Source organism: Nonomuraea sp. NPDC050680, assembly GCF_040654555.1.
In the GTDB taxonomy this organism is placed as follows: Bacteria; Actinomycetota; Actinomycetes; order Streptosporangiales; family Streptosporangiaceae; genus Nonomuraea.
This window is the reverse complement of the sequence record NZ_JBFAIF010000033.1, coordinates 19772-35728: the sequence shown is the minus strand read 5'-3', so window position 1 is coordinate 35728 and position 15957 is coordinate 19772. Positions and strand designations below refer to the sequence as shown.

Genomic DNA, 15957 nt, shown 5'->3' with positions numbered 1-15957 from the left:
GTACTCACTCTCTCACTGTCGTTCTCTCACTGTCGCTCTTTCACGATCGGCGCCCACCGGCCGGGCGCGCCCCCCTCGTAAGACAGGGCCCGCCATGACCGGTGGGAGGAGGCGTCAGGACTTGTGCGAGCGGGCCAGTCGTTTGACCGCCGCCCCGTAGATCTCGTCGGAGTCGAGCCGCCGCAGCTCCTCCGACAGCAGCTCGGCGGTCTGTCGCCGGGCCAGGGCCACGTTCCGGTCCGGCTGGCCGGGCCGCGACAGCGTCGCCAGCCGGGCGTCGCTCCTGATCACCGCCAGCACGCCGTCGGCCAGCGTGAGCCGGACGGCGGTCAGGCCGGGCCCGTCGGAGTCGGCCACCTTGACCGGCGCGCCGAGACGCTCGGACAGCCACGCGGCCAGCAGCGGCGCGCTGGGGTTGCCCGGGGACGCCTCCACGGTGCCCTTGCGCACCTTGCCCGTGGGCTGGTCGAAGGCCGCCGCCAGCAGGCTGCGCCACGGCGTCAGCCGGGCCCAGGACAGGTCCGTGTCACCGGGCGCGTAGCCCTTGGCCCTGGTCACCAGCGACTCGACCCCGCCGTCGCGCGAGCCCCTGGCGTCGGAGATGCGCCGCTGGGCGAGCATCCCGACCGGGTCCTTGGACATCACCTCGGGCGCCAGCCCCGGCCACCAGGCCACGACCGGGGTGTCGGGCAGCAGCAGCGGGCTGACCACCGAGTCGGCGTGATCGGTCAGCTCGCCGTAGAGCCGCAGCACGACCACCTCGCCCGGCGTGGACTCGCCGATGCGCAGCTCCGCGTCGAGCCGGTTGGTCTCGTCGGGCTCGCGGTTGATCACCACGATGATGCGTGAGGGGTGCTCGCGCGCCGCCTCGCTGGCCGCGCGCAGCGAGTCGTACTGGTCGCGCTCCTCGCAGACCACGATCAGCGTCAGCACCATCCCGATGGCGGGCGCGCCCATCTGGTGGCGCAGCTGCGTCAGCTGCGCGGAGATCTTCCCCGCCGTCGTGTCGGTGAGCATGAAGGTGGTCATCAGAGTCTCCTCCATACGCGGCCGTCGCCCATCATCGCGTCGGCCGACGGCGGCCCCCACGAACCGGACGGGTAGCCCTCGGGCTGGCCCTGGGTGGCCCAGAACTCCTCGATCGGGTCGAGGATCTTCCACGACAGCTCGACCTCCCGCTGGTGCGGGAAGAGCGGCGGGTCGCCGATCATCACGTCGAGCAGCAGCCGCTCGTACGCCTCCGGGGACGACTCCAGGAACGACTCCCCATAGGCGAAGTCCATCGAGACGTCACGCACCTCCATGGCCGTGCCCGGCACCTTGGAGCCGAACCGCACGGTGATGCCCTCGTCCGGCTGCACCCTGATGACCAGCGCGTTCTGGCCGAGGATCTCGGTGTCGTCCTTGCTGAAGGGCAGGTGCGGCGCCCGCTGGAACACCACGGCCACCTCGGTGACCCGGCGGCCGAGGCGCTTGCCGGTGCGCAGGTAGAACGGCACGCCCGCCCAGCGCCGGTTGGCGATCTCCAGCTTGATGGCCGCGTAGGTCTCGGTCGTGGAGTCGGATGAGATGCCGTCCTCCTGCAGGTAGCCGACGACCTTCTCGCCGCCCTGCCAGCCCGCGTCGTACTGCCCGCGCGCGGTGTTGAGCCCCAGGTCGGACGGAAGGCGCACGGCCTTGAGCACCTTCTCCTTCTCCCGCCGCAGCGCGGAGGCGTCGAAGGACGTCGGGTCCTCCATCGCCACCAGGGCGAGCAGCTGGAGCAGGTGGTTCTGGATCACGTCACGGGCCGCGCCGATGCCGTCGTAGTAGCCGGCCCGGCCGCCGATGCCGATGTCCTCGGCCATGGTGATCTGCACGTGGTCGACGAAGCTACGGTTCCAGATGGGCTCGTAGAGGTTGTTGGCGAACCTCAGGGCCAGGATGTTCTGGACGGTCTCCTTGCCCAGATAGTGGTCGATCCTGAAGATCGAGCTCTCCGGGAAGGCCGAGGTGGTGATCTCGTTCAGCTCGTGCGCCGACTTCAGGTCGTGCCCGAACGGCTTCTCGATCACCACGCGCCGCCACGACCCGGGAGGCGCCTGGGACACACCGGTCCGCTTGAGCTGCTCCACCACCACGGGGAAGAACTTCGGCGGCACGGAGAGATAGAACGCATAGTTGCCGCCGGTGCCCCGGGTCTCGTCGATCTCCTTCAACGCCATCGCCAGGGCGTCGAACGCCCCGTCGTCGGAGAACTCGCCCGGCACGAAGTGGATGCCCTCGCGCAGTTGCTTCCAGACCTCCTCACGGAAGGGCGTCCTGGCGTGCGCCTTGACGGCGTCATGCGTCACCTGGGCGAAGTCCTGGTCCTTCCAGTCACGCCTGGCGAACCCGACCAGCGAGAAACCGGGCGGCAGCAGCCCTCGGTTGCCCAGGTCGTAGATCGCCGGCAGCAACTTGCGCTTGGCCAGGTCTCCCGTCACGCCGAACAACACCAGCACACACGGTCCCGCCACCCGGGGCAGCCGCTTGTCGCGCGGATCACGCAGCGGGTTGGCGGCCGCCACCTCCAAGGTGGTGGAGGTGGCCGCGGCCGAGGTGGCTACCGTCGCCGCCAGTGTCTCCTCAAAGTCTGTCGCCTCACGTTCGAGGGCCTCCTCCGAGGGTGTTTCGGGGTCTTTCATGTCAAGCCTCCTGTGCGGCTGCGAGCAGGTGCGCGACTCCGGCCGCGCGATCGGTCAAGTGCAGGCGTACGGCCGGGCGGCCGCGCCGCAGCAGTGCCCCGAGGTCGCCGAGGGCCTGTGCGAGCTCGAGCCCGCCCAGCGTGTACGGCCTGCCGGGCACCGGCACGTCGTCGGCCACGGCACCGGTGATCTGCAGGAACACCCCGTTCTGCGGGCCGCCCTTGTGATATTGGCCGGTGGAGTGCAGGAACCGCGGCCCCCACCCGAAGGTGACCGGCCGGTCGGTGCGCAGCGCCAGCAGCGCCCTGAGCGTGGCCGGGTCGGCCGCCATCCACGCGTCGGTCATCTGCTCGAAGTCCGCGCCTTCCGGCACGAACACATCGAAGGCCGACAGCCGGTCCAGATACGCCATCACGGCCAGGTAGCCGTCGTCGGGCACCGCTTCGAGCAGCTCGCTCAGCACACCGGGCAGATCCCTGGCCTTGGTGGCGCCGTACACCTCCACGGGCCCGTCGACGAACGCCGGCTCACCCAGCGGCAGCGCCTCCATGTCGAGCAGCGCGGCCGTGTTGTCCTTGGACTCGGCGACGTTCGGCTGGTCGAACGGGTCGATCCCGAGCAGCAGCCCGGCCACGGCCGTGGCGTACTCCCAGATGAGGAACTGCGCGCCGAGCGGCCCGTCGACGCGCACGTCGCCGTCGTCGGACTCGATCCCGACGACCAGCTCGTCACGGGCGCCGTTCGGCTCGGCGCCGGCGACCGGCAGGATGCCCAGGCCGTTCTTGCCCGTGGACTCGGCGACGAGCTGCTCGATCCAGTCCGACAGCCCGCTGATCGCGGACAGCCGGTCGTCGACGATCAGCTTGTCGCGCCCGGCGAGCGCCGCCCCGCCGAGCGCCGTGCCCAGCTCGAGCCCGGGGTTGCCGGCGTCGAGCGAGAGCAGCGGCAGCACCTCGTCGGCCTCGTCGAGCAGCCGTTCGACCTCGGCCCCGGCCAGCGCGCTGGGCACCAGGCCGAAGGCCGACAGCGCCGAGTAGCGGCCGCCCACATCGGGCACGGCCGGGACCAGGCGATAGCCCGCGTCCACGGCCGTCTGCTCCAGCGGCGAGCCCGGGTCGGTGACGACCACGATGCGGTCGGCCGGGTCGATGCCCGCCTGGCGGAAGAGCTCCTCGTAGACACGCAGATGGCTGTCGGTCTCGACCGTCGAGCCGCTCTTGCTGGCCACGACCACGATCGTGGCCTCCAGCGGCTCGACCAGCGCCCGGCGCACCTGACCCGGGTCGGTGGTGTCCAGGACGGTCAGCGGCACGTCGGCGCTCGCGCAGATCACCTCTGCCGCCAGCGACGAGCCCCCCATCCCGGCCAGCACCACGTTGGTCAGGCGCTCGGCGCGCGCCCGCTCGGCCAGCTTGCCGAGCTCGGGCAGCAGCTCGCGCGAGGTGCGGGGCAGGGTCAGCCAGCCCAGCCGGACGGCCGCCCCCGCCTCCGCGTCACTGCCCCACAGCGTGGGATCGCCGGCGGCGAGCCGCGCGGGCACGCCGTCGGCGACGAGCCGCCCCGCGGCGGAAGAGGCGGCGTTGGCCACCCCCTCCTCGCGGTACGAGACAGTCATCAGCGGGCCAGGTTCTTGCTGACGCTCTCGAGGAGTTCGTTCCAGGACGCCTCGAACTTCTCGACGCCCTCGTCCTCCAGCACGTTGACGACGTCGTCGTAGTCGACGCCGGCCTCCTTGAGCGCGGCCATGGTGTTCCACGCGTCCTCGTAGAAGGGGCGCACGGTGTCACCGGTGATGTTGGCGCCGGCGGCGGTCGCGTCGACCGTCTTCTCCGGCATCGTGTTGACGGTGCCGGGGGCGACGAGCTGGTCGACGTACAGCGTGGGCGAGTAGTCGGGGTTCTTGACGCCGGTCGAGGCCCACAGCGGGCGCTGCGGGCGGGCGCCGGCGGCGCGCAGCCGCTGCCAGCGCTCGGAGTTCATCACTTCCTCGAACGCGGCGTAGGCCAGGCGCGCGTTGGCCACGCCGGCCTTGCCCTTGAGCTCCGGCCGGCCGAGCTGGTCGAGCCGCTTGTCGATCTCGGTGTCGACCCGGCTGACGAAGAACGACGCCACCGACTCGATCGTGCCCAGGTTGAGGCCCTTGGCCTGGGCGGCCTCCAGGCCGGCCAGCCAGGCGTCCATGACCGCGCGGTAGCGCTCCAGCGAGAAGATCAGCGTGACGTTGACGCTGATGCCCTCGGAGAGCGCCTGCGTGATCGCGGGCAGCCCCTCGACCGTCGCCGGGATCTTGATGAACAGGTTGGGCCGGTCGACCAGCCACCACAGCGCCCGCGCCTCGGCCACGGTCTTGTCGCTGTCGCGGGCCAGCCGCGGGTCGACCTCCAGGGATACGCGGCCGTCGACGCCGGAGGTGGCGTCGTAGACCGGGCGCAGCACGTCGGCGGCCCAGCGGATGTCGTAGGCGGTGATGGCGCGCACGGCCTCGCCGAGGTCGACCCCGCGCACGGCCAGGTCGTGCAGCTGGGTGTCGTAGGCGTCGCCCTTGCTGAGCGCGCCGGCGAAGATGGTCGGGTTCGAGGTGACGCCGACCACGTTCTTCTCGCGGATCAGCTGGTCCAGGTTGCCCGTGCGCAGGCGCTCACGGCTGATGTCGTCCAGCCAGATGGACACGCCCTGGGCGGACAGCTTCTTGAGGTTCTCGCTCATTTCGTTCAGTTTCCCGTCGTCTCGCCTTTGTCGTGGCCCAGCTTGGCGAGGCTCGCCTTGGCCGCGGCGGCCACGCGCTCCGCCGTCAGCCCGAATTGCTCGTACAGCGTCTTATACGGTGCGGACGCGCCGAAGTGTTCAAGGCTGACGACCTCGCCCCTCTCGCCGACGAACTCGCGCCAGCCGAGAGCGATGCCCGCCTCGACCGCGACCCGGGCCTTGATCGCTGACGGCAGAACAGTCTGCCGATACGCAGTGTCCTGCCCTTGGAACCACTCCACACACGGCATCGACACGACCCGCGTCGGGATGCCTTCGGCTTCGAGGAGTTCGCGGCCGTTGACGGCCAGCTCCAGCTCGCTGCCCGTGGCGATGAGGATCACCTGGGGCTGCCCGCCGGACGCCTCGTGCAGGATGTAGCCGCCCTTGGCCACGCCCTCGGCGCTGGTGCCCTCGAAGACCGGCAGGTTCTGCCGGGTCAGGGCCAGCGCGGCGGGCCGGTCGTCGTGCTCGAGCACGGCCTGCCAGGCGTACGCCGTCTCGTTGGCGTCGCCGGGGCGCACCACGTCGAGGCCGGGGATCGCGCGCAGCGCCCACAGGTGCTCGACCGGCTGGTGGGTCGGGCCGTCCTCGCCCAGTCCGATGGAGTCGTGCGTCCACACGTAGGTGACCGGCAGCTTCATCAGCGCCGCCAGGCGCACGGAGGGGCGCATGTAGTCGGAGAAGACCAGGAACGTGCCGCCGTAGGGCCGGGTGCCGCCGTGCAGGGCGATGCCGTTGAGTATCGCGCCCATGCCGTGCTCGCGGATGCCGAAGTGCAGCGTGCGGCCGTAGCGGTTACCGGGGAACTCCTTGGTCTGGTATTCCTCCGGGATGAAGGACGGCTCGCCCTTCATCGTGGTGTTGTTGGACTCGGCCAGGTCGGCCGAGCCGCCCCACAGCTCGGGCAGCACCGGCGCGAGCGCGTTGAGCACCTCGCCGGAGGCCTTGCGGGTGGCCATCGAGCCGCCCTTGTCGAAGGCGGGCAGCGCCTCGGTCCACCCGGCGGGCAGCTCGTGGCGGGAGATCCGGTCCAGCTCGGCGGCCCGCTCGGGGTTGGCCTCGCGCCAGGCGTCGTAGCCCTTCTGCCAGGCGGCGTGCGCCTCGTGGCCTCTGCGGGCCACCTCGCGCGCGTGCTCCAGCACCTCGGCGGGCACGTCGAAGCTCTTGTCCGGGTCCATGCCGAGGACCCGCTTGGTGGCGGCGACCTCGTCGGCGCCGAGGGCGGAGCCGTGGATCTTGCCGGTGTTCTGCTTGTTCGGGGCGGGCCAGCCGATGATCGTGCGCAGGCGGATGAACGTCGGCCGGTCGGTCTCGGCGCGGGCCGCCTCCAGCGCCGCGTGCAGCGCCTGGACGTCCTCGACGTACTCCCCGGACTCGGTCCAGTCGACGCTGAGCGTGTGCCAGCCGTAGGCCTCGTAGCGCTTGACCACGTCCTCGGACTTCGCGATCAGCGTGTCGTCCTCGATGGAGATGTGGTTGTCGTCATAGATGACGGTGAGGTTGCCCAGCTTCTGGTGGCCGGCGATCGAGCTGACCTCGTGGCTGATGCCCTCCTCGATGTCGCCGTCGCTGACCATGCACCAGATGTGGTGGTCGAAGGGCGAGGCGCCCGCCTCGGCGTCGGGGTCGAACAGGCCGCGCTCACGGCGGGCCGCCAGCGCCATGCCGACGGCGTTGCCCAGGCCCTGGCCGAGCGGGCCCGTGGTGGTCTCCACACCGACCGTGTGCCCGTGCTCCGGGTGGCCGGGGGTCAGGCTGTCCCACTGGCGCAACCCCTTCAGGTCGTCCAGGCCGAGTCCGTATCCGGACAGGAACAGCTGGATGTACAGGGTCAGGCTGGAGTGCCCGCACGACAGGACGAAGCGGTCACGCCCCAGCCACGTGGGATCCGTGGGGTCGTGGCGCATCGCGTGCTGGAACAGCAGGTACGCGGCGGGAGCCAGGCTCATGGCGGTGCCCGGGTGACCCGAACCCGCCTTTTCGACTGCGTCCATGGCCAAGGCTCGAACGACGTCGACCGCTTGCTTGTCTAGGTCGGTCCATTCGAGGTCTGGCACGAGTTCGGTGCTCAAGTGCTCGGTCTCCGGAATCTAGTTGTCATTGGTGGTACCGGTTGGCATATCCCGCCACACCGGACCCTAACTGAGTGGAGTCGGCGAAAGATTCCCCTTCCACCCCGTGCGTGTCCCCCCATTGGCCGGACCGGACGACCCTGCTACTACAGTTTGGTTGTTCTCGTTGTCATCACAGGGACGCCGTGGCGTCCGTCCATGAGATTCCGCTCCAATCAGAGGTTACGCGTTGACTCCGCACGTGCTGGAAGCGCCTTGACGGTGCTGACGAACAGGCAGACGACGGCCCCCGCTCCCGCGGCCGAGCCGCCGAGGACGATCGGCACGCTCGTGAAGGCCTACATCGCTCTGACCAAGCCGCGGATCATCGAGCTCCTGCTGATCACGACTCTCCCCGTGATGTTCCTCGCGGCGGGCGGACTGCCGCCGCTGTGGACGTCGGTGTCGGTCATGGTGTTCGGCACCCTGTCCGCGGGCAGCGCCAACGCGCTCAACTGCTACGTGGACCGCGACATCGACCAGAAGATGCGCCGCACCAGACGGCGCCCGCTGGCCAGGCACCAGGTCTCGCCGACCGGCGCGCTCATCTTCGGCATCGTGCTCGGCGTGCTGTCCTTGGTCGGCCTCTGGCTGACCACCAACTGGCTGGCCGCCGTGCTCTCCACCGGCGCCATCCTGTTCTACGTCATCGTCTACTCGATGATCCTCAAGCGGCGCACCGCCCAGAACATCGTCTGGGGCGGCATCGCGGGCTGCATGCCGGTGCTGATCGGCTGGGCGGGCATCACCGGGCGGCTCGACTGGGCGCCACTGGCGCTGTTCGGGGTGGTGTTCTTCTGGACGCCGCCGCATACCTGGACGCTGGCCATGCGCTACAAGGAGGACTACGCGGCGGCCAAGGTGCCGATGCTGCCCGTGGTGGCCACCGAGCGCCGGGTGATCCTGGAGTCGATCGCCTACACCTGGGCCACCGTGCTCTGCTCGCTGGCTTTGTGGCCGGTGGCGCACACCACGCTGTTCTACCCGATCGCGGCCGCCGTCCTGGGCGCCATGTGCCTGTGGGAGGTCCATCGCCTCCTGGCCCGCCTCAACTCCGGCAAGACCGGTGTCGATCTGCGCCCGATGCGCTTCTTCCACTGGTCCAACGCCTATCTGGCGCTGCTGTTCCTCGCCGTCGCCATCGATCCGCTGCTGAGCTGAGCCCACCGCCTGTTGCGGTGGGCTTCGTCCTGTCGTTATGGTGAACATATGAATAGCTCTTCAGGTGTTGTCGCTTCATTCGACGGCTGCGTGGTTCAGGAGCCCGACGCCGAGCGCGTCGCGGCCACCCGCGACCGGCTGGTGACGCCGGACGAGGCCACCCGGCTCGCCGACCTGTTCCGCCTGCTGGGCGACGCCACGCGGGCCCGCCTGCTGTACGCCCTGCTGGAGGCGGGCGAGCTGTGCGTGTGCGACCTGGCCGACGCGGTCGAGGTGACCGACACGGCCGTGTCCCACGCCCTGCGGCTGCTGCGTACGGCGGGCATCGTGGCCAGCCGCCGGGCGGGCCGCATGATCTACTACCGGCTGGCCGACGCGCACGTACGGATGCTGCTCGACCTCAGCCGCGAGCACATGAAGGAGGAGCGCTGATGGGCCAGGGACACGGTCACGGGCACGGCCACTCGGCCGACGCCGACAAGCGTTACCTGGTGGGCGCGCTCGCGCTGATCGTCGGCTACATGGCGATCGAGGTGGTCGCCGGGTTGATCGCCAACTCGATCGCGCTGATCTCCGACGCCGCCCACATGCTCACCGACGCCAGCGCGATCGCGCTGGCCCTGGTCGCGATGCGCTTCGCCGCCCGGCCCGCCCGCGGCGCCTACACCTTCGGCTGGAAGCGCGCCGAGATCCTCTCGGCCCAGCTCAACGGCATCACCCTGCTGCTGCTCGTGGCGTACTTCTGTTACGAGGCCGTGCGCAGGCTGATGGACCCGCCCGAGGTCTCCGGGCCCATCGTGGTCGTCACGGCCGTGGCCGGCATCGCGGTCAACGCGCTGGCCGCCTGGCTGCTGTCCAGGGCCGACCGGCGCAGCCTCAACGTCGAGGGCGCCTTCCAGCATGTGCTCAACGACATGTACGCCTTCATCGCCACCGCGATCTCCGGCGTGGTGGTGTGGCTGACCGGGTTCCGGCAGGCCGACGCGATCGCCGCGCTCGTGGTCGCCGCGCTCATGCTCAAGGCCGGCTGGGGGCTGCTGCGCGATTCGGCCAGGGTGCTGCTCCAGGCCGCGCCGAGCGATCTCGATCCCGACGAGATCGGCCGGGTCCTGGCCGGCGACCCTGACGTGGTCGAGGTGCACGACCTGCACGTCTGGACGGTGACCAGCGGCTATCCGACGCTGTCGGCGCACGTGATCGTGGCCCGCGGGTCCGACTGCCACCGGGTCCGCACCCGCCTGGCTGACCTGCTGCACGATCGCTTCGAGATCGGCCACACCACGCTACAGGTGGACCACGGCCTGAAGGACCGGGCGGAGCATTGTGAGGACCCGCACGGACCGCGCCACCTGGGCAGGACAGCGCCTTTTTGATCCGTTACAGTCACGGTATGGCGTCCCGTGATCCACGCTGGGTGTTGAAGGACCGCCCGTCGTTCGCGTTGATCATCGGGCTGATCGTGACCGGCCTGTGCGCGCTCGTCTCCTTCGCCTTCGACGTGCTCAACGGCGCGCCCGTGCAGTTCTTCATCTCGCTGGTCCTGGCGCTGGCACCGGTGCCGCTGCTGCTGGCCGCCGTGCTGGCGCTGGATCGTATGGAGCCGGAGCCGCGCAGCAACCTCATCTTCGCCTTCGCCTGGGGGGCGGGCGTGGCGGTGCTGGTCGCCGGCCTGATCAACTCGCTCAACCTGCACTACATCATCGACGCGGCCAACCTGAGCGCGGCCAGCGCGCGCAACGTCGCCGCCACGTTCGGCGCCCCGGTGGTCGAGGAGACGATGAAGGGGCTGGTGCTGCTCGGGCTGCTCAGGTTCCGCCGGGCCGAGCTCGACGGGCCGACCGACGGCATCATCTACGCCAGCATGGTCGGCCTCGGCTTCGCGATGAGCGAGAACGTCAGCTACTACATCGCCGCGCTCAACTCCGACCAGGGCGGCATAGGGCTGGCCGTCACGGTGGTGCTGCGCGGCGTGCTGTCGCCGTTCGCGCACCCGCTGTTCACCTCGATGATCGGCGTCGCGGTCGCCTACGCCGCCCAGCGCCAGGGGTCGGACCGGGTCTTCTCCATCCTGGCCGGCTGGGTCGGCGCGATGCTCCTGCACGGCCTCTGGAACGGTCTGAGCTCTTACGGCGGCTTCCCCGGCCTGGTCATCGCCTACCTGGTGCTGCTGGTCGTGCTCGTGGTGCTGATCGCGCTGGTGATCAGTGACCGGCGGCGCATCGTCGCCCTGATCCAGCGTTACCTGCCGCCGTACGAGCCGACCAAGCTGGTCGACCCGGCCGACATCTACATGCTGTCCGCCCTGTCGCGGCGCCGGCAGGCCAGACAGTGGGCCAAGGTCCACGGCGGCAAACGCGGACTGCGCGCGATGAGCGACTACCAGCTCGCGGCGACCGAGCTGGGCCTGCTGCACGAGCGGGCGGCCCGGCGGATGATCGACGAGCAGACCTTCCACGAGGAGCAGCGGGCCCTGCTCGAATGCATGAGCACCGCCAAGGCGAGCTTCCCGGCGCCGCCCGCCCATCTCGGGACCGCGACGCGGGGCACCCCGCCACCGGGCTACGCGCCCGGCGCTCCCGGCTGAGCCAGGATCGCGCGCAGCGAGGTCTCCCGCGGGCCGGGATAGACCGGGTCGGAGTGCAGCAGGAGCGCGTCGGCGAACGCCTTGCCGGTGGCGAACAGCTCCCGTCCGGCCAGGACGTAGGTGGTCGCGGCATACTGCTTGGTGGAGTCGTCGCCCACGCCGAAGGTCGTCAGGCCCGCCGTACGGCAGAGCGTGACCGCTCTCGGCAGGTGGAACACCTGCGTGACCACGGTCAGCCGCTCGGCGCCGAAGACCTTGCGGGCCCGCACGCACGAGTCCCAGGTGTCGAACCCGGCGTAGTCGAGGACCATCACCGCGTCCGGCACGCCCTTGGCCCGCAGGTAGTCGCGCATGGCCGTCGGCTCGTCGTACTCCTTGCGGCTGTTGTCGCCTGACAGCAGCAGCGCCTTGACCTTGCCCGCGTGGTAGAGCTCGGCCGCGATGTCGAGCCGGCGGGCCAGCATGGACGAGGGACGGTCGGCGTACAGGCCCGCGCCGAGCACGAGCGCCACCTGCGAAGTCGGCACCCGCGTCAGCCAGCCGGCGGTGTCGGCCACCTCGCGGTGGTCGGAGCTGTCGAGCCACGCCCAGGTCATCGGCGCCAGGGCGAGCACGCTGAGGAGTACCAGCCCTTGGTACAGGCGTCGCAGGGTCTTCCGAGCGGGACGGGCTAAAGCCACTCAGGGGCCTCACAAGGTAGGGGGAGGTAGTCCCTCATACCTTGACACAACGGCTCAGATCGGGGCTGGCGTTTCGGTGGGGGAGGGGCACGACGGCGTCAGATCGGGGCTGCCGTTTCGGTGGGGGAGGGGTTCAGCGGCTCAGACTCTGGCCGGTGATTCGGCCGGAGCGGGAGCGGCGGGGGCCGTCAGCGGGGCGCGGGTGCGCAGCGAGGTGACCACCCTGAGCGTGGCGATCCAGACCAGGGTCGCGCCGAGCACGTGCAGGCCCACCAGGAGGGCGGGCACCGCCAGGAAGTACTGGATGTAGCCGATCACGCCCTGGGCCAGCTCCACCACGAGCAGCGCCAGCGCCGCCCGGCGGGCCGCTCTGGGCGAGTCGGTCACGTGCAGCGCGAACAGCAGCGCGAACGACAGCCCCAGCACGATGTAGACGATGTCGGAGTGCAGGCGCACCACGCTCTCGATGTCGAGATCGAAGCGCGAGGCCACCGCGTCGCCGGAATGCGGCCCCGTGCCGGTCACCAGCACCCCGGCCAGGAGCAGCACCGCCACCGCCGCGACCAGCACGAAGCCGAGGCGCCGGATGTCGCGGTGCGTCACCCGGCGGACCGGCCCGTCGCCTTCGCCCGCTCGAGCGTAGAGCGTCCAGCAGGCGGCGATCAGCGCGATGGAGACCAGGAAGTGCACGCTGACCGTGAACGGGTTGAGCAGGCTCCTGACCACCAGCCCGCCCCACAGCGCCTGGAAGACGATGCCCGCGGGTTGCAGCAGGGCCAGCCAGAGCAGCGGACTGCGCCGCGGAGCCAGCCGCATCGCCGACACCACGCAGGCGAACCCCACCGCCAGCACCAGGAACGTCAGCAGCCGGTTGCCGAACTCGACGGCCATGGTGGTGGCCGCGATCTCGGGATGCGCGACGGGCACGAAGCTGTCGGGCGTGCACCTCGGCCAGGTCGGGCAGCCGAGCCCGGAGCCGGTGAGCCGCACGGCCGCGCCCGTCACGGTGATGCCCGCGTTGACCACCACCGACGCCAGTGCCCAGCCCCGCATCGACTCGGCGGTCGGTGCCCAGAAGGAGAACAGGCGCCGCACCAGGGGGTTGGGGTGGTCCGTGGGTAGTTTCACGTCGACGAGCTTCACGTCATTGATGGTAAGGGCCTGGTTGTCCGGTCCTTAACCCGGGAACGTGCTTCTCAAGCAGCATGGGTATGTGACATATTACAGACGGGAGGTGAGGATGTCGGATGTGATCGTCATCGGCGCCGGAGTGGTGGGCGCCGCGTGCGCCTATTACGCCGCACGGGCCGGGCTGGACGTGACCGTGGTGGACCGCGGCCCCGTGGCGGGCGGCACGACGGGCGCGGGCGAGGGCAACGTGCTGGTCTCGGACAAGGAGCCGGGCCCGGAGCTGGACCTCGCGCTGCTGTCCAACCGCCTGTGGGGGGAGCTGGCCGCGCTGGGCGGGTTCGAGTACGAGCCCAAGGGCGGGCTGGTGGTCGCCGAGACCGACGAGGTCCAGCGGCAGCTCGTCGGGCTGGCGGGCAAGCAGGGTGTCGAGTACACCGTCGTGCCCGCCGCCGGCCTGCGCGACTACGAGCCGCACCTGGCCGAGGGGCTCGCGGGCGGTGTCCACTACCCGCAGGACGCCCAGGTGCAGCCCATGCTGGCCGCCGCGCAGTTGCTCAGGCACGGCGCGGAGAGCTACGGCCACGGCACGCTCCACCTGCGCACCGGCGTCACCGTGACCGGGTTCACCCGGTCAGGGGACCGGGTGACGGGCGTACGGACCGACCAGGGTGACATCCTCGGCGGCGCGGTGATCAACGCGGCCGGCACGTGGGGCGGCGAGATCGCCGGGCTCGCGGACGTGGCGCTGCCGGTCCTGCCCAGGCGCGGGTTCATCCTCGTCACCGAGCCGCTGCGCGAGCCGCTGATCCGGCACAAGGTCTACACCGCCGCCTACGTCACCAACGTGGCCAGCGACTCCGCCGATCTGGAGACCTCGGCCGTCGTCGAGGGCACCCCGGCGGGGACCGTGCTCATCGGGGCGAGCAGGGAGCGGGTCGGGTTCGACCGCACGATCTCGCCCCGGGTACTGGCCCGGCTGGCGGCTCAGGCCGTCGCCCTGTTCCCGGCGCTGCGGGAGGTACGAGTGATCAGGTCGTACTGCGGGTTCCGGCCGTACTGTCCGGACCATCTGCCGGTGATCGGGCCGGATCCGCGCGCGCCCGGGCTCTATCACGCGTGCGGACACGAAGGCGCCGGGATCGGGCTCGCGCCCGCGACCGGGCTCCTGCTGTCCCAGCTGCTGACCGGCGCCGGCCCCGAACTCGACCTGTACCCCTTCCGCCCGGACCGCTTCGCGACCGAGGAGTCCGCGTGACCTTCCAGATCACGATCGACGGCCGGGCCGTGCCGGTCGAGCCGGGGCAGACGATCGGCGCGGCCCTGCACGCCGCCGGGGTCCGCGCCTGGCGGACCACCCGCTTCGGCGGGCGGCCGCGCGGCCTGTTCTGCGGCATCGGCGTCTGCTTCGACTGCCTGATCACGGTGAACGGCCGCCCACCAGAACGCGCCTGCCTGCTGGAGGCGCGGCCCGGAGACGAGGTGACGACCGCATGAGCCCGATCGACGACCGTGTTCGTGCCGACTACGTGAGCGTGACCTGCGATCTCGCCGTGGTCGGTGGCGGGCCCGCCGGAGTGGCGGGGGCCCTGACGGCGGCCCTGCGCGGCCTGAGTGTGGTCCTCGTCGACTCCGGCGCCCGCCTCGGCGGTCAGTACTTCCGTCACCCGCCCGGAGCGGCGCGCACCGGCACGCCGGGTCTGGACCGGTTCCTCAGGCAGGCCCGCGCGCTCGCCGAGCGGGCCGAGGTCCTGCTCGGCCACCAGGTGTGGACCGTGACGCGGGACGGCGACCAGCTGACCGTCCACTGCCAGACCCCGGACGGCCGCGCGGTGGCGATCCGCTGCCGCGACCTGCTGATCGCCACCGGCGCGCACGACCGGCCGCTGCCGTTCCCCGGCTGGGACCTGCCCGGCGTCCTGACGGCGGGCGGCGCCCAGGCGCTGCTCAAGGGCAACGGCGTCGTCGCGGGCGGCCGGGTGGTCGTCGCGGGCACCGGGCCGTTCCTGCTGCCCGTGGCCACCGGCCTGGCGGGGGCGGGGGCCGAGGTGCTGGGTGTGTTGGAGGCCAACGGCGGCCTGGGCCTGGCCCGGCATCCGTTGCTGGCCGCGGGCAAGGCGGGGGAGGCGGCGGGCTACGGGCTGGCCATGGCCAGGCACCGCGTGCCGTACCGGACGCACCAGGCGGTGATCGCCGCCCACGGCGAGCGCGAGCTGGAGGCGGTCACCGTGGCGCGGCTCGACAGTGACTGGAACGTGCTCGCCACCCGCGAGCTGGCCTGCGACACGCTGGCCGTCGGCTACGGCTTCGTCCCCCAGATCGAGCTCGGCGTCGAGCTGGGCTGTGAGACCCGCCAGGACGCGGACGGCATGCCCGTGCTCGCGGTGGACGACCACCAGCGCACCACGGCGCGCGGCGTCTGGGCGGCGGGCGAGCCGGTCGGCGTGGGCGGGCGGTACCTGGCCGAGCTGGAGGGCCGCATCGCGGGCCTGGCCGTGGCCGGTGCGCCGGTGCCCGGCGTGCTGGCCAGGCGGCGCCGGCGGATGCGCGCGTTCGGCGAGGCGCTGCATCACGCGTATCCGATCAAGCCGGGCTGGCAGGGCTGGCTGCGCGACGACACGCTGGTGTGCCGGTGCGAGGAGGTGCCGGTCGCCCGCGTACGCGCGGCGCTGGAGCTCGGCGCCACCGACGCGCGCTCGATCAAACTGCTGGCCAGGCCCGGCATGGGCTGGTGCCAGGGCCGCGTCTGCGGCTACGCGGTCGCCTGCCTGGCGGGGGAGTCGCCACGGCCCCCTCGCCGCCCCATCGCGCAACCCATCTCACTCGGCGCTCTCGCCGAGCTCGAACTCGAACTCGATACACCCTGATTTGGAGGACTC

The 15957-nt window shown here is 71.1% G+C and carries 14 protein-coding genes; 7 read left to right on the top strand and 7 right to left on the bottom strand.

Translation table 11 applies throughout. The features are described from left to right. Positions 1-114: 114 nt before the first annotated feature. The 5 genes from AB0H88_RS49190 to tkt are packed head-to-tail and all read right to left on the bottom strand — an operon-like array spanning position 115 to position 7408. Positions 115-1029 carry a glucose-6-phosphate dehydrogenase assembly protein OpcA gene (locus AB0H88_RS49190; protein ID WP_357656664.1) on the bottom strand — a complete coding sequence of 305 codons (915 nt, stop codon included), beginning with the start codon at positions 1027-1029 and terminating at the stop codon, positions 115-117. Beyond that, positions 1029-2666, bottom strand: a complete 1638-nt coding sequence (gene zwf / locus AB0H88_RS49185) for a glucose-6-phosphate dehydrogenase (RefSeq protein WP_357656662.1) — start codon at positions 2664-2666, stop codon at positions 1029-1031. Before zwf ends, AB0H88_RS49190 begins: the two co-directional genes overlap by 1 nt. Before the next feature lies 1 nt (position 2667). After that, on the bottom strand, positions 2668-4281 hold the full coding sequence (locus AB0H88_RS49180) for a glucose-6-phosphate isomerase (protein ID WP_357656661.1): 1614 nt from the start codon (positions 4279-4281) through the stop codon (positions 2668-2670). Next, complete coding sequence (gene tal, locus AB0H88_RS49175) at positions 4281-5372, bottom strand: transaldolase (protein ID WP_357656659.1); 1092 nt, start codon at positions 5370-5372, stop codon at positions 4281-4283. Before tal ends, AB0H88_RS49180 begins: the two co-directional genes overlap by 1 nt. A gap of 5 nt (positions 5373-5377) precedes the next feature. Next, positions 5378-7408: a transketolase gene (gene tkt / locus AB0H88_RS49170; RefSeq protein WP_357656657.1), complete on the bottom strand. Its 2031-nt coding sequence runs from the start codon at positions 7406-7408 to the stop codon at positions 5378-5380. Positions 7409-7741: 333 nt separating this feature from the next. On the opposite strand from tkt, the gene AB0H88_RS49165 reads away from it, so the two are divergent. The 4 genes from AB0H88_RS49165 to AB0H88_RS49150 are packed head-to-tail and all read left to right on the top strand — an operon-like array spanning position 7742 to position 11270. Continuing rightward, positions 7742-8686 carry a heme o synthase gene (locus AB0H88_RS49165; RefSeq protein ID WP_357656655.1) on the top strand — a complete coding sequence of 315 codons (945 nt, stop codon included), beginning with the start codon at positions 7742-7744 and terminating at the stop codon, positions 8684-8686. 48 nt (positions 8687-8734) lie between these two features. Further along, complete coding sequence (locus AB0H88_RS49160; protein WP_357656654.1) at positions 8735-9118, top strand: metalloregulator ArsR/SmtB family transcription factor; 384 nt, start codon at positions 8735-8737, stop codon at positions 9116-9118. Continuing rightward, positions 9118-10059, top strand: a complete 942-nt coding sequence (locus AB0H88_RS49155; protein ID WP_357656652.1) for a cation diffusion facilitator family transporter — start codon at positions 9118-9120, stop codon at positions 10057-10059. Before AB0H88_RS49160 ends, AB0H88_RS49155 begins: the two co-directional genes overlap by 1 nt. Positions 10060-10076: 17 nt before the next feature. Then, positions 10077-11270, top strand: coding sequence for a PrsW family intramembrane metalloprotease (locus AB0H88_RS49150; RefSeq protein ID WP_357656651.1), 1194 nt, complete (start codon positions 10077-10079; stop codon positions 11268-11270). Here AB0H88_RS49150 and AB0H88_RS49145 read toward each other — a convergent pair. Both AB0H88_RS49145 and AB0H88_RS49140 read right to left on the bottom strand, forming a co-directional pair. Then, positions 11246-11950: an ElyC/SanA/YdcF family protein gene (locus AB0H88_RS49145; RefSeq protein ID WP_357656650.1), complete on the bottom strand. Its 705-nt coding sequence runs from the start codon at positions 11948-11950 to the stop codon at positions 11246-11248. The two genes, AB0H88_RS49150 and AB0H88_RS49145, sit on opposite strands and share 25 nt — an antisense overlap. Positions 11951-12091: 141 nt before the next feature. Continuing rightward, complete coding sequence (locus AB0H88_RS49140) at positions 12092-13093, bottom strand: COX15/CtaA family protein (RefSeq protein WP_357656648.1); 1002 nt, start codon at positions 13091-13093, stop codon at positions 12092-12094. 97 nt (positions 13094-13190) lie between these two features. On the opposite strand from AB0H88_RS49140, the gene AB0H88_RS49135 reads away from it, so the two are divergent. Genes AB0H88_RS49135 through AB0H88_RS49125 form a run of 3 tightly spaced genes read left to right on the top strand, consistent with a single transcriptional unit; the run spans position 13191 to position 15945 of the window. Then, on the top strand, positions 13191-14336 hold the full coding sequence (locus tag AB0H88_RS49135; protein ID WP_357656646.1) for an FAD-dependent oxidoreductase: 1146 nt from the start codon (positions 13191-13193) through the stop codon (positions 14334-14336). Next, positions 14333-14575, top strand: coding sequence for a (2Fe-2S)-binding protein (locus AB0H88_RS49130; protein WP_225291383.1), 243 nt, complete (start codon positions 14333-14335; stop codon positions 14573-14575). The genes AB0H88_RS49135 and AB0H88_RS49130 overlap by 4 nt, the downstream gene beginning before the upstream one ends. Beyond that, a complete protein-coding gene (locus tag AB0H88_RS49125; RefSeq protein ID WP_357656645.1) occupies positions 14572-15945 on the top strand; it encodes an NAD(P)/FAD-dependent oxidoreductase in 1374 nt (457 codons plus the stop codon). The genes AB0H88_RS49130 and AB0H88_RS49125 overlap by 4 nt, the downstream gene beginning before the upstream one ends. Positions 15946-15957 lie beyond the last annotated feature (12 nt).